Genomic DNA, 13,542 nt, shown 5'->3' on the forward strand with positions numbered 1-13,542 from the left:
ACCATGAAACGATCATATCGCGGCCGGCCATCGATCGAGCGCCATTTTGGCGATGGAGAGCAGTTCGTTGATCGTAGCGCCGTCGCGCGCCTGAACGGACATGCCTTCCATGACCGTATTGATGAATTTGCCTAGCACGGCCGGATCGGTGTTGGCCGCAAGCTCGCCCTGCGCGGCGCCGCGTTGCAGACGCTCGATTAGGAGGGCCTCCGCCGCGATACGCTTGTCGCGCAGCAGGCATTCGATGGCGGCGGACGCCGGCGAAACGGCTGCCGCTGCCGAATACATGAAGCAGCCGGCCGGCGTTCCAGGTTCCGAGAATGATGACGCCGCTCGTTCCAGCAGGCCTTTGACGGCTTCGTAGGTGGACAACGCCGGATCGTTGATGGGTGCATAGAGGTGGACGCTGAACGTCGCGGCGTAACGTTCGATCACCGCCGCAAACAGCCCCGCCTTGTTGTCAAACGCTGCATAGAGACTGGCGGCGGCGACGCCAGTCTCCGCCACCAGATCGGCCATCGATGTCGCCTCGTAGCCGCGCTGCCAGAACAGCCGCACCGCCTTGTCGAGCGCAGCGTCAGTGTCGAACACACGAGGGCGACCTGCGCGGCGACGGGCTTTCGTCTCTGTCATCTCTGATGCACGATATGGAACGATCGATAAATAATATCTTGAAACGGGTGGTCCTCTCCCTTACAGAACGATCATTAAATAATCAAGGAGTCTCCAATGAGCCTCATCGTCCGTATCCACGAATATGGCGACGCCAGCGTCCTCAGGATTGAAGATGTGGCAGTCCCCGCTCCCGCGGCCGACGAAGTGCAGATCGCGGTGAAGGCGATAGGCATAAACCGCGCCGAGGTGATGTTCCGCAACCATGCCTACCTTCAGGAAGCCGAGTTCCCGAGCCGCCTTGGCTATGAGGCTGCCGGCACTGTCGTTACGGTCGGCGCCGACGTTACCGGGTTTGCGGAAGGCGAAGCCGTCAGCGTCATCCCCCCGCTCGATATCGCGCGCTGGGGCACTTATGGTGAGGTTGCCAACGTACCCGCCCGCCTCGTCGTCAAGCATCCGGCGGCGCTGTCGTTCGAGGAAGCGGCGGCCGTGTGGATGCAGTATGTCACCGCCTGGGGTGCGCTGGTGGAGCAGGCGAAACTCGGGGAGGGCGATTTCGTCATCGTCACTGCTGCCTCCAGCAGCGTCGGCCTTGCTGCCTTCCAGATTGCGCGGATGGTCGGCGCAACGGTAATCGCGACGACACGTACCGGCGCCAAGCGCCAGGCCCTGATCGATGCCGGTGCACATCATGTCGTCGCGACCGAGGAAGAGGATCTGGTAGCGAGGGTGATGGAGATAACCGATGGTCAGGGTGCGCGCGTGGTGCTCGATCCGGTCGGAGGCCCGTCGTTCGAGCCGCTGACCCAGAGCATGGCACGCGGCGGCATCCTGCTCGAATATGGCGCGCTCAGCGGCGAACCGACGCCGTTCCCGTTGTTCTCCGTGCTGGGCAAGAGCCTCACGCTCAAGGGGTATCTCTACAGCGAGATCGTCTCGGACGATGCCGCCCTCGATCGCGCCAAGGCGTTCATCGTGGCGGGTCTGGAATCGGGCGCGCTCAAGCCGCGGATCGCGCGCACTTTCCCGCTCGACGCCATCCAGGACGCTCACCGCTTCCTCGAGTCGAACGACCAGATCGGCAAGGTCGTCGTTACGGTCTGACCGGAATACCGGGGGGAGTGAGCGATCGCTCCCCCACGAATTTGCGCTGACGCGACGGCCTCGCGCCAGCAATCAGTTTAACTCAACGAGGGGTATCCCAACATGAAATCTCGCGCCGCTGTAGCCTTCGAGGCGGGCAAGCCACTCGAAATCGTCGAGATCGATGTCGCCCCACCCCGGAAAGGCGAAGTCCTCATACGGGTGACGCACACCGGTGTGTGCCACACCGACGCGTACACTCTGGCGGGGAGTGATCCGGAGGGTGTTTTCCCGGTGGTTCTGGGCCACGAGGGCGCGGGCATCGTTGTCGAGGTCGGTGAAGGCGTCACCAGCGTCGTGCCGGGCGATCACGTGATTCCGCTCTACACCGCCGAATGCGGCAAGTGCGACTTCTGCCTGTCGGGCAAAACCAACCTGTGCGTCGCTGTCCGCGAAACGCAGGGCAAGGGCTTGATGCCCGATGGGACCACCCGCTTTTCGTACAATGGTCAGCCCCTCTATCATTACATGGGCTGTTCAACCTTTAGTGAATACACTGTCGTCGCCGAAGTCTCGCTCGCCAAGATCAATCCCGAGGCAAACCCCGAACATGTCTGCCTGCTCGGCTGCGGCGTCACGACCGGCATCGGCGCAGTCCACAATACCGCCAAGGTCCAGCCCGGAGACTCGGTCGCCGTGTTCGGCCTCGGCGGCATCGGCCTCGCAGCGATTCAGGGTGCGCGCCAGGCGAAGGCGGGTCGCATCATCGCCATCGACACCAATCCGTCCAAGTTCGAGCTGGCACGCCAGTTCGGTGCAACCGAGTGCATCAACCCCAAGGACCATGACAAGCCCATCCAGCAAGTGCTGATCGAGATGACGGGCTGGGGCATCGATCATACCTTCGAGTGCATCGGCAACGTCCACGTCATGCGCGCCGCGCTTGAATCAGCGCACCGTGGCTGGGGTCAGTCGATCGTGATTGGCGTTGCCGGCGCGGGCGAGGAAATCTCCACCCGCCCATTCCAGCTCGTCACGGGCCGCGTATGGAAGGGGTCCGCTTTCGGTGGCGTCAAGGGACGGACACAGCTCCCCGGCATGGTCGAGGACGCGATGAGAGGCGATATCGATCTGGCCCCATTCGTAACCCACACGATGGGTTTGGAGGAGATCAACGAGGCCTTCGCACTGATGCACGAAGGCAAGTCGATCCGCACGGTCATTCACTACTGACCCGCCGATCCGACGCGGCGCGAGGCGCTCGGATCGACAACTCGGCCGTCATCATGGCCCGACCCGGGCATGATGAAGCGCGCTCTGGCAAATGGGCAACGCGTCGCGATGCGGTAACAAGCGCCGAAGTGCGGTCGTTACATGCCGATAGCGGCACGGACCAGGGCCGCCTGGCCCAGGCGCTTACCAGCGGAGTGTGTGTGGCCTCGTCGCGAGACCCAACGGGAAAAATGGTTTTGTCGTAACCTTTGTCTAATGCTGGAAAAATATTTCAAAGGTGCCGAACATCGGGCCAGCCTGGCCGTTGGATGTATTGAGTCGGAAATGCATTCATCTGTTACCCGACTGTGATGAACCACTGACCGCACGGGCGTATAGGGCAGAAGACTGAATTGAAGAGCAAGGATATTCACGCGACGACGCCGGCCACCGATCATGGGCATACGGGGCCGCCCGCTTGCGTGCAGGTTCGCGGCGCACGCCAGAATAACCTCAAAAATGTTGACGTCGATGTGCCGCGCAACGCCTTCGTGGTGTTCACCGGCATATCGGGCTCGGGCAAGTCATCGCTCGCGTTCGGCACCCTTTATGCCGAAGCCCAGCGGCGTTATCTGGAATCGGTTGCGCCTTATGCCCGTCGCCTGATCGACCAGGCCGGCGTGCCGGAGGTCGACGCGATCGACGGTTTGCCGCCTGCGGTCGCGTTGCAGCAGCAGCGCGGCTCGGCCAACGCGCGATCCTCGGTCGGCAGCGTGACGACGCTCTCTAGCCTGGTGCGAATGCTCTATTCGCGCGTCGGCGAATATCCGCGCCATCAGCCCATGCTCTATGCGGAGGATTTCTCCCCCAACACGGTCGCCGGCGCCTGCCCGACCTGTCACGGCATCGGGCGCGTCTATGACGCGACCGAAGAAACGATGGTGCCCGACGACACGCTGACGATCCGGGAACGCGCAGTCGCCGCTTGGCCGGCGGCATGGCATGGCCAGAATCTGCGCGATATCCTCGTGTCGCTCGGCTATAACGTCGACACGCCGTGGCGCGATCTGCCGAAGAAGGATCGCGACTGGATTCTCTTTACCGACGAGGCGCCGACGGTGCCGGTCTATGCGGGCCTGACGCCCGAACAGACCCGGACGGCGCTCAAGCGCCGCATGGAACCGAGCTATCAGGGCACCTTCACCGGCGCGCGCCGCTATGTGCTGGAAACCTTCGCCAACACGAAAAGCGCGCTGATGAAGAAGCGCGTCTCGCAATACATCATCGGACGCGAGTGCCCGACCTGCGACGGCAAGCGCCTGAAGCGCGAAGCCCTGTCCGTGAAGTTCGCGGGCCTCGACATCGCCGAGTTAGGCGATCTGACGGTGTTGAAACTCCGGGACTTGCTCACGCCCGTCGCGCATGGCGAATATGGGGGCGCCGGGGCGGTCCCGAAGAGCCATGTCCTCGGCAAGGCGGCCCGCGATGCGGCGGTCGAACGGCGGGTCGCGGCAGGAGGTTCGGCGCACAAGAGCGCGCCTGACGTACGCCGCACGCCCAATCTCTCCGACGAGAAGCGGATCGCCGCCCAACGCCTTGCCTGCGAATTGATCGAGCGGCTAGAGCCGCTGATCGATCTTGGCCTTGGCTACATTTCGCTCGACCGCAGCACGCCGACGCTCTCCTCCGGAGAGCTGCAGCGCTTGCGGCTTGCCACGCAATTGTCGTCACAGCTTTTCGGCGTGGTCTATGTGCTTGACGAGCCTTCGGCAGGGTTGCACCCGGCAGATGGCGAAGCCTTGCTCACCATCCTCGAGCGTCTCAAGGCGGCGGGCAACTCCCTGTTCGTCGTCGAACATGATCTCGACGTGATCCGCCGCGCGGAATGGCTCGTCGATGTCGGGCCAGGAGCCGGGGAAAAGGGCGGTGAAGTCCTCTACAGCGGGCCGATAGAGGGACTTGCCGACGTCGAGACTTCGATCACCCGCCGCTACCTGTTCGCAGAGCCGCTCCGCAGTGAGCGCACACCGCGCGATCCCAAGGCATGGCTACGCCTGGAAGGGATCAGGCGGAACAATCTCCATGGTCTCGACGTCGAGTTTCCCATCGGCTGCTTCACCGCTGTCACCGGCGTTTCGGGATCGGGCAAATCCAGTCTTGTCAGTCAGGCGCTGCCCGAGCTCGTCACGGAACACCTCGGCGGCTCCCCCGCGGCCGAGGAGGAGGATATCGATCCGCTGCTCGATGTTGCGCAGAACGACACTGAAGGACGCATTGTCGCAGGCATGGAGCATGTTCGCAGGCTGGTGCGGGTCGATCAGAAACCGATCGGCCGCACGCCGCGCTCGAACCTATCCACCTACAGCGGCTTGTTCGACCATGTGCGACGGATCTTCGCTGATACGCCGCTCGCCCGCCGGCGGCATTACAGCCCGGGAAGGTTCTCGTTCAACGTCGCGCAAGGCCGGTGCCCTGTGTGCGAGGGCGAGGGATACGTCATGGTGGAGCTGCTGTTCATGCCGAGCGTTTTTGCCCCGTGCTCGACCTGTCATGGCTCTCGCTACAACCCGCAAACGCTCGAAGTCGAATGGAACGGGCGCAATATCGCCCAGGTGCTCGAATTGACTGTCGACGATGCGTGCGATTTCTTCGCTGGCGAGGCATCTGTGATGCGCTCCCTCGACGTGTTGCGGGAGATCGGTCTTGGCTATCTGAGGCTCGGTCAGCCGGCGACCGAGTTGTCTGGCGGGGAGGCGCAGCGCATCAAGCTGGCGACTGAACTGCAACGCGCTCAACGCGGCAACACGATCTACATCCTCGACGAGCCAACTTCGGGGCTTCACCCCTCCGATGGCGATCGGCTGATGCAACACCTGCAGGGCCTCGTAGACGCCGGCAATACCGTCGTAGTCGTCGAACATGACATGCGCGCCATCACACAGGTCGACTGGATCATCGACCTGGGACCGGGGGCCGGGGAAGATGGAGGCCGTATCGTTGCCAGCGGCGTCCCTGGCGTCGTTGCGGAAGCGGAAGGCAGTCTCACCGCCCGCTATCTCAAGGCGGCGCTGTAGGTCGTAAATCTGGCCGAACGCACGTTCGATCATGTGCAACTCAACCACACGTTGGAATGGGTCGAATCTGGAAGCGGGAACCGGCGATGTGTGATCGCGGTTGACGCGGCTTAGGGTTTGTGTGCCCGCCAGGTGCGCCGCGTTCGTGTGATACGCGGCGTGGCGGACGGCCAATCGCTGGCCATCCGCCACATTTGCTTTGTGCGGACCTTTTCAAGTGAGAGGCCCTTACATGGTTCGTCGAAACGCCCCGCCTTAATTCCCTGCTGCGAGCGCTGCGTCCACGCCTTCTGCGATTTCCTCAACGAGTTTGGCACAGAAAGCGGGCAAATCATTGGGATCGCGGCTGGTAACAAGGCCGTTGTCGACCACGACTTCCTCATTGGTCCATGCACCGCCGGCGTTCTCGATATCGACCTTCAGCGTCGGGTAGGACGTCAAGGTGCGACCCTCAAGCACGCCCGCCTCAATCAATGTCCAGGGTGCATGGCATATAGCGGCAACAGGTTTTTTCTGATCGAAGAAAGCCCGGATGAAAGCAATTGCCTCGACGCTGCCGCGCAGCTTGTCGGCACCGACAGTCCCTCCGGGCACAACAAGTCCGTCGAAATCGTCGGCTTTCACCTCGGAAAACGTCTTGTCGATAGTATAGCTGGCGCCCTCGTCAAGATCGCTATTGACTGTGCGAGCCTTGCCCGGTTCAAAACTGATCACGGTCACTTTGCCACCAGCGTCCTCGACAGCTTGCTTGGGCTTCGAGAATTCTGGTTCTTCCGTCCCTCGGGGTGCGATCAGAATAGCAACCGATTTGCCTTCCAAAGTCATAATTTATTTCCTATTCCGTCGAAGACTAAGGTCAGGTGCCCGGCTTGAGCACGACCTTCGTCCAGCCTGCATCGCGCTCGTCGAAATGCTTGTAGGCGTCTGGTGCCTGATCAAGCGGCAGTCGGTGCGAGATGATTTGGGCAGGATTGGCCCGGCCTTGCTCGATAAGCTTCATCAGTCGCCGGTTGTAGTGCTTTACATTGCACTGGCCGGTGCCGATCTTCTGGCCCTTGAACCAGAAGTTGCCGAAGTCGAACGCCATCTTGCCTTCCTTTTGGAGATCGTCGGGCGCGTTCGGGTCTTCCGGAATGAACACGCCGACGACACCGATTCCGCCGGTGGCCTTCGTGCTTTTGACGAGGCAGTTCATCGTGTAATTGCTGCGCTCCTTGCCGTGCCGATCGCAACACTGATACCCGACCGCTTCGACCCCCCGGTCGGTCCCGAGGCCGCCGGTCGCGTCAAGGATCTGCTGGGCGGGATCGCCCTTGCGCATGTCGATCGGAATAGCGCCCATCGCCTCGGCCAGTTTCAGGCGGTCATCGTGAGAATCGACCACGAAGATCTGAGAGGCACCGCGGATTTCGGCTGAGTGCGCGGCCATCAAACCGACAGGACCGGCGCCGTAGATCGCGATGCTTTCGCCAGGCAGGAAACCCGACAGTTCAACGCCATGCCAACCGGTCGGGAAGATGTCGGAGAGCATGACATAGTCATCCTCCTTCTCCTCAGCGTCCTCAGGCAGCTTCAGACAATTGAAGTCCGCATAAGGAACGCGCATCAACTCGGCCTGACCACCTTGCCACGGACCCATCTCGGCAAAGCCGTACGCTGCGCCGGCGGTTCCAGGGTTGGTCGTGAGGCAGAATCCCGTCAAACCGCGTTCGCAATTTTCGCAGAAACCGCAACCGACGTTGAACGGCATGCACACGCGATCGCCCTTCTTGATACGATCTACGGCAGCGCCAACTTCGATGACCTCGCCAAGGTTTTCGTGACCGAAGACCCGGCCCTTTTCGAAGCTGGTACGGCCCTCATACATGTGAAGGTCCGACCCGCAGATATTGGTCGTGGTCAGCCGGATGATAACATCGGTCTGCTTTTCAATCTTGGGATCATCGATGGTACTGACAGAAACATCTTTGGGCCCGTTGTACACGACAGCTTTCACGGATCCTTTCCTTTCGCAGCTCTTCTCAACGCGTCATCAAATCGAGACCTTGCTGATGATCCGGTCCATCGCAGCGGCGGAGGACATCGCACCCTTCCAAGTGATCTCAGTTTCCTGAACCTTGTGCTACCTGAGAGGTTCCTTCCCGTGGGCTATCCTGGGATCGATTCACGGCGGTTTTCTGAATAACTGGGCCAGAATGGCCGAATAGCGCTCTAAACGGAGGCGACCCGCGCCGCGCGGGAGGCGCGCCCGGCGCCCGAGCCGCCACCGACTGAGCCGGCGCCGCGCTCCAAAGCTCAGCCGCGCGCGAACGCCTGCGCCGCTGCCTCGGCCACGCTCTCGTCCTCCTTGCCGGTGCCGCCCGACACGCCCACCGCGCCGATCACCGTCTCGCCCTCCTTGATCGGCACGCCCCCGGCGAAGATCATCACCTTGCCGTCGTTGGAGGCATGGATGCCGTAGAAGTCGGCGCCCGGCTGGGCGAGCTTCGCCAGCGCCTTGGTCTCGACGTCGAACGCGCGCGCCGTCCACGCCTTGCCGATCGCGATGTCGACGCTGCCGCGCCACGCATCGTCCATCCGCGCGAACGCCAGGAGGCAGCCGCCCGCAGCCACCACCGCGATGTTCGTCGGGTTGCCGATCCGTTCGGCCCCCGCGATCCCCGCATCGATGATCGTCCGCGCGTCGTTCAGGTCGAGCGTCTGGATGGTGTGCATGGCGTGTCTCCGTGGCCAGTTCGGGGAAAACCGCTCAACACCGCCGCGCCCGCCCCTCCACGCGGGCGATGAGAGCGAAGCGCTAGGGTGCTGACCGCTCCGCTATTTTGCGGCCAGCAGGGTGACCTTGTGAATCTGCGGCAGTTCAGAAAACAGTTCTTCTGCCTTGTCCATCAGTGCGGCGGCAACCTTGCCGTCAAGATGGGCCTGCCGATCCTCCTCCGTGTCGAACGTATCGAAGATCGCGTACGCACCGGGGCCTTCCTCGATCGCATACCAGGTCAGAGTGCCCGGCTCAGCTTGAACGAGCGGCAATGCCGAGGTCAGAAAATCGGCGACATCGCGCTCTTTTCCGGGCTTGGCCTTCAGTGGTACATACAGGGCAAGTTTGGGCATTGATGACTCCTCAAATGAAACGGGCAGATATCATTCCGCAAAGTAACGGACGAACCGGCCCGGTCGTTCCCCTAGAGGCGGAGCACATGCGGCCCCGCCTCCTCGTCGAAATCAGAACTGCTGCGCGGTCGGCCGGATGACGATCGCGTTGACGTCGACGTCATCAGGTTGTTCGACAGCGAACGCGATAGCACGAGCCACGGATGCCGCCGGGATGGCCTGCTTGTAGAAGTCGAGCACCGTCTCGGCAGCAGTGCCCGACGTCGTGAACTTCAAATCGCTTTCGACAGCTCCAGGCTCGATTGACGTGACCCGAACCTTTTCACCCACCTCGTGGCGCAAGCCCTCGCTGATCGCGCTGACGGCGAACTTGGTGCCGGAGTAAACCGTGCCGCCCGGTGCGAAGACCTTGATGCCCGCAACCGAGCTCAAGTTGATGATGTGACCGCTGCCCTGCTCGAGGAAGCCGGGAAGGGCCGCCGCGATGCCGTAGAGCGTACCCTTCAGATTGACGTCGATCATCTGGTCCCACTCGTCGGTGTTGACCTCGGCCATCGGACGGATCGGCATCAGCCCGGCGTTGTTGATCAGCACGTCGAGGCGGCCGAAGTCGGCAATGATTGCGGCGACGACGGACTGGACCGCCGACTTGTCGGTCACGTCCAGCGCGTAGCTACGTGCCGTGCCGCCCGTTGCGGCAATGTCCGCGACGACCTCGTCGAGCCTGTCCTTGCGCCGCGCGGCGATGGCCACTTTGGCGCCGCGGTCAGCGAGAAGACGCGCAGTTTCCGCGCCGATGCCGCTGCTGCCGCCGGTAATGAGAATTACCTTGCCTTCGATACCCTTGGTCATGATTGTATTCCTTCAAGTCAGTTGTTGATTTTTCGCCGGATCGCGGTCCCGCGCGAGCCCGCCCGGCCTGATGGGTTCACCGCGAGCGCAACAGGACGGGAGCGGCGCCGACCTTGATGCGGAGCAGCTCGTAGGGCTTGCGGCGCAGGTCCCGCCCGCCGTGGAAGCCGGGCTGGCGGTGGAGCTGGTTGGCGGTGAAGTAGAGGTAGCCGTCGGTGCCGATCGATAGCGTGTCGGGCCAGCTGATGCGCGGGTCGCTGACCACCGTCGTCCAGCGGCCCTGGTCGAGCACGCGGATCGCGTTGTTCTCGTAATCGCCGGCGAACACGCGGTCCTTGTCGTCCTCGGCTATCCCGTCCGAGGCGCCTTTGCGCCCCAGGCTGCGGACCGCGCGGCCTAACGCCTCCTCGGACACCGCGGGATCGCGCAGCATCGCCGTGGGCACCGCGTGCAGCGTGCGGCCCGACAGTGGCCCGTAATACAGCAGGCTGCCGTCGGCGCTGAGCGCAATCGCGTCGCTTGCGATCGTGACCGGCGTCGCGGGGCCGTCGGCCGGGCGGTTCATGAGCACCGCGCCGTCGACGACCGGGGTGAAGCCGGGCTCGGGGTTGGTCGTCGCATGGTTCGACAGGCGCCGGATCGCACGCCCGCTGGCGATATCGACGACGATGATGCCGCCGACGCCGTCGTTGCTGCTGTCGGTGATGTAGGCGACGCCCTCGGCGCCCTGACGCAGATCGAAGCGCACATCGTTGAGGTAGGTCGTGGGCAGCACCACGCTGGGCGGCAGGACGATCGTCTTCACCACCCGGTTGGTCGCAAGATCGATCGCCACCAGCTTTGCACCGCCGGCCCGTGGTTGAGAGAATTTGGGCGCCGCCGTGTCGAGCACCCACAGGCGATCGGCGCCGTCTGCCACCACGCTCTGCACCGAGATGAAATGCCCCGCCGGGTCGGCCGGATCGGGCCGGTTGGTCGCGGCGTCGGGATAAGGCACCGCCTTGCCGTCGACCAGCTCGGCAACCGTGAACGGCGCGTTGTCGCCCCATTGCGGGAAGTTGACGAAGATGCGCCCGTTGGGGGCGACGGTCACGCCAGTCGGCATCGCGCCATCGAAGGTCGCGACCTGTTCGATCCGGGGCGCGGATGCACCCTCCCGGGTCGTCGCGCAGGCGGCAAGCGAGAGGGCAGCGCCAGCGGCCAGAAGCAGTTTGACGGAGATTTTCATGGCGTCATTTCCTTGAGAATGCGGCCCACTTCGTGAGGCTCGGACCGGAAATATTGCGGGGGCGCCTTGACCGATGCACCAAGCGCGGCGGCGGCGTGCCAGGGCCAACGCGGATCCCACAGCGCAGCGCGGGCAATCGCTATGGCGTCGGCATGCCCGTCTTCTAGGATGCGCTCCGCCTGGTGCGGATCGGTGATCAAGCCGACAGCGATTACAGGCATAGCGACCGCGTCCTTGACCGTGCGGGCCAGCGGTACCTGATAGCCGGGGCCGACCGGGATCTGCTGGCGCGGGTCGAGCCCGCCGCCGGAGACGTGGATCGCCGCGCAACCGCGCCGCTTCAGTTCCTGCGCAAACCTTGCGGTTTCTTCCGCTGTCCAGCCGCCTTCAACCCAGTCAGTCCCGGAAACGCGAACGGTCACCGGGCGGTCGGCCGGAAACGATTCGCGCACGGCATCGAACACTTCCAGCGGGAACCGCATCCGGTTGTCGAGGCTGCCGCCGTATTCGTCGCCGCGCCGGTTGGAGATCGGCGAAAGAAACTCGTGAAGCAGATAGCCATGCGCGGCGTGGATCTGGACGGCTTCGATGCCGAGCCTGCCGGCGCGCCGGGCGGCATCCGCGAACGCCTCCCGGATGCGGGCAAGCCCTGACTTGTCCAGTTCGACAGGGGGATGGTCGTCCGGAGCGAAGGGAATGGCGCTGGGTGCCACGGTCTGCCAGCCATTCTCCGTATCGGGGGGAAGCTGCGCTCCGACGTGCCACGGCTTGGCGCTGCTCGCCTTGCGGCCGGCATGGGCCAGCTGGATGACGAGCGGCATGTCCGACCACTGACGGACGCTTTCTAGCACGCTTCGCATCGCCGCTTCGGTACGGTCATCGTACAGGCCGACGTCACCGTAGGTGATGCGACCTTCGGGGCTGACAGCGGTCGCCTCTATCGTCAGCGCGCCCGCGCCCGACAGCGCCAACTGGCCGAGATGCATCCGGTGCCAATCGGTCATCGCGCCGTCCTCGGCAGAATACTGGCACATCGGCGCGATAACGATGCGGTTGGCAAGCCGCAGCCCCGCGACCTCGAGCGGTTCGAACAGGCGCGCCATCACCATGCGCCCGTGTTGGGCATGGAGGCCCAGGGTTCGGCCGGGGCCATGTGTTCGCCTTTTTGGAGCAGTTCGATCGAGATCCCGTCCGGCGAGCGGACGAACGCCATGTATCCGTCGCGCGCGGGGCGATTGATCGTCACGCCGCCCGCTTGCAGCCGCGCGCACGTCTCGTAGATGTCGTCGACCCCGTAGGCGAGATGGCCGAAGTTTCTGCCCCCCGTGTAAGTCTCGGCAGCGCTGCCGTCCTCGGGCGGCCAGTTGTACGTCAGTTCGACCTCGGCATCGCCCTGCTCGCCGTCGCCGCGGAAATCCTCGTCGGCGGCAAGGTAGATCAGCGTGTAACGCCCGGCCTGGTTCTCCATGCGCCGGGTCTCCTTGAGACCCAGCAGCGTGAAGAATCGGATCGCTGCCTCGGGATCGGCGACGCGCAGCATGGTGTGGAGATAGCGCATGATCAGGCGACCTTGTCCTTGAGGGCTTCCATCACGAGCTCTGCGGTGAGGGTAGCGCTGGCGGGGTTCTGGCCGGTCACCAGATTGCCGTCGCGCAGGGCGAAGGGGGCAAAATCGGGGCCGCCCTCGTGCTTGCCGCCGAGTTCCTTGAGACGCGTTTCGAGGAGGAACGGCACCGCCTGATCGAGACCGACCGCGCGTTCCTCGCTGTCCGTGAAGCCCGCGACACGGCGGCCGGCGACGAAGGGCGTGCCATCGGCCTTCTTCGCCGAGACCAGCCCTGCCGGTCCATGGCAGACGGCGGCGACGATCTTGCCTTCGCGGTCGAAGCGTTCGACCAGGCGGGCCAGTTCGTCACTGACGGGGTAATCGAACATGGTGCCGTGGCCGCCCGGCAGGAACAGCGCGTCGTAGCCGGCGGGATCGATGCTTGTGAATACAAGGGTGCTGGCAACCTCGCCCTTCAGGGCCTCGTCCTTCAGATAGCGCTCGACCGAAGCGTCGTTCTCGCCGTCGGCGTTGACGCTACGCTGGTCGACGGGGATGGCGCCACCCTTGATCGAGGCCAGCGTAACCTCGGCGCCCGCATCGCGGAACGCGTAGTACGGGGTGGTAAGTTCCTCGAGCCAGACGCCCGTCGGTTCGGTGCCGGGAGTCATGCGGTCGGCGGAGGTGGCCACCATGAGAATGCGGGTCATCGTCAGTTGTCCTTTTCTAGTGATGTCGGAAACACGAGCAAACGCACCCGCCGGCGCCGCGCCCGCCACCAGGACAGCGGTGAGGGCTTGGAGCAATTGGCGGCGATTTTG

13 protein-coding genes are annotated in these 13,542 nt (G+C 63.6%); 3 read left to right on the forward strand and 10 right to left on the reverse strand.

From position 1 onward, the window contains the following. Window positions 1–12: 12 nt before the first annotated feature. Window positions 13–591 (reverse strand): TetR/AcrR family transcriptional regulator, encoded by a 579-nt coding sequence (locus tag E5554_RS18745; RefSeq protein ID WP_198382195.1) that lies wholly within the window; start codon window positions 589–591, stop codon window positions 13–15. 138 nt (window positions 592–729) lie between these two features. Here E5554_RS18745 and E5554_RS18750 point away from each other — a divergent pair, with 138 nt between their 5' ends. From E5554_RS18750 to E5554_RS23510, 3 genes are all read left to right on the forward strand, one after another. Beyond that, complete coding sequence (locus E5554_RS18750) at window positions 730–1,719, forward strand: zinc-dependent alcohol dehydrogenase family protein (protein WP_136187713.1); 990 nt, start codon at window positions 730–732, stop codon at window positions 1,717–1,719. 102 nt (window positions 1,720–1,821) lie between these two features. Continuing rightward, complete coding sequence (locus tag E5554_RS18755; protein WP_063975929.1) at window positions 1,822–2,931, forward strand: S-(hydroxymethyl)glutathione dehydrogenase/class III alcohol dehydrogenase; 1,110 nt, start codon at window positions 1,822–1,824, stop codon at window positions 2,929–2,931. Window positions 2,932–3,392: 461 nt separating this feature from the next. After that, window positions 3,393–5,984 (forward strand): excinuclease ABC subunit UvrA, encoded by a 2,592-nt coding sequence (locus E5554_RS23510; RefSeq protein WP_136188413.1) that lies wholly within the window; start codon window positions 3,393–3,395, stop codon window positions 5,982–5,984. 255 nt (window positions 5,985–6,239) lie between these two features. Here the strand turns inward: E5554_RS23510 and E5554_RS18765 are convergent, their stop codons facing one another. From E5554_RS18765 to E5554_RS18805, 9 genes are all read right to left on the reverse strand, one after another. Beyond that, the gene (locus tag E5554_RS18765) at window positions 6,240–6,809 is read right to left on the reverse strand and encodes a type 1 glutamine amidotransferase domain-containing protein (RefSeq protein ID WP_136187714.1); all 570 of its coding nucleotides are present in this window, start codon (window positions 6,807–6,809) and stop codon (window positions 6,240–6,242) included. Between the two features lie 31 nt (window positions 6,810–6,840). Continuing rightward, window positions 6,841–7,980, reverse strand: coding sequence for a glutathione-independent formaldehyde dehydrogenase (locus E5554_RS18770; RefSeq protein WP_009823884.1), 1,140 nt, complete (start codon window positions 7,978–7,980; stop codon window positions 6,841–6,843). Between the two features lie 299 nt (window positions 7,981–8,279). After that, window positions 8,280–8,699: a heme-binding protein gene (locus E5554_RS18775; protein WP_136187715.1), complete on the reverse strand. Its 420-nt coding sequence runs from the start codon at window positions 8,697–8,699 to the stop codon at window positions 8,280–8,282. A 102-nt stretch (window positions 8,700–8,801) separates the two neighbouring features. Continuing rightward, window positions 8,802–9,095 carry an antibiotic biosynthesis monooxygenase gene (locus E5554_RS18780; RefSeq protein WP_136187716.1) on the reverse strand — a complete coding sequence of 98 codons (294 nt, stop codon included), beginning with the start codon at window positions 9,093–9,095 and terminating at the stop codon, window positions 8,802–8,804. A 111-nt stretch (window positions 9,096–9,206) separates the two neighbouring features. Then, window positions 9,207–9,947 (reverse strand): SDR family oxidoreductase, encoded by a 741-nt coding sequence (locus E5554_RS18785; RefSeq protein WP_136187717.1) that lies wholly within the window; start codon window positions 9,945–9,947, stop codon window positions 9,207–9,209. A 76-nt stretch (window positions 9,948–10,023) separates the two neighbouring features. Next, the gene (locus E5554_RS18790; RefSeq protein ID WP_009823880.1) at window positions 10,024–11,175 is read right to left on the reverse strand and encodes an L-dopachrome tautomerase-related protein; all 1,152 of its coding nucleotides are present in this window, start codon (window positions 11,173–11,175) and stop codon (window positions 10,024–10,026) included. Continuing rightward, a complete protein-coding gene (locus E5554_RS18795; protein WP_136187718.1) occupies window positions 11,172–12,284 on the reverse strand; it encodes an NADH:flavin oxidoreductase/NADH oxidase in 1,113 nt (370 codons plus the stop codon). The genes E5554_RS18790 and E5554_RS18795 overlap by 4 nt, the downstream gene beginning before the upstream one ends. Beyond that, window positions 12,278–12,736, reverse strand: coding sequence for a VOC family protein (locus tag E5554_RS18800; RefSeq protein ID WP_136187719.1), 459 nt, complete (start codon window positions 12,734–12,736; stop codon window positions 12,278–12,280). The genes E5554_RS18795 and E5554_RS18800 overlap by 7 nt, the downstream gene beginning before the upstream one ends. After that, window positions 12,736–13,431 carry a type 1 glutamine amidotransferase domain-containing protein gene (locus E5554_RS18805; RefSeq protein WP_009823877.1) on the reverse strand — a complete coding sequence of 232 codons (696 nt, stop codon included), beginning with the start codon at window positions 13,429–13,431 and terminating at the stop codon, window positions 12,736–12,738. The genes E5554_RS18800 and E5554_RS18805 overlap by 1 nt, the downstream gene beginning before the upstream one ends. Between the last annotated feature and the right edge of the window lie 111 nt (window positions 13,432–13,542).

Origin of the sequence: Sphingobium sp. PAMC28499 (genome assembly GCF_004795815.1) — a bacterium.
Taxonomy (GTDB): domain Bacteria; phylum Pseudomonadota; class Alphaproteobacteria; order Sphingomonadales; family Sphingomonadaceae; genus Sphingobium; species Sphingobium yanoikuyae.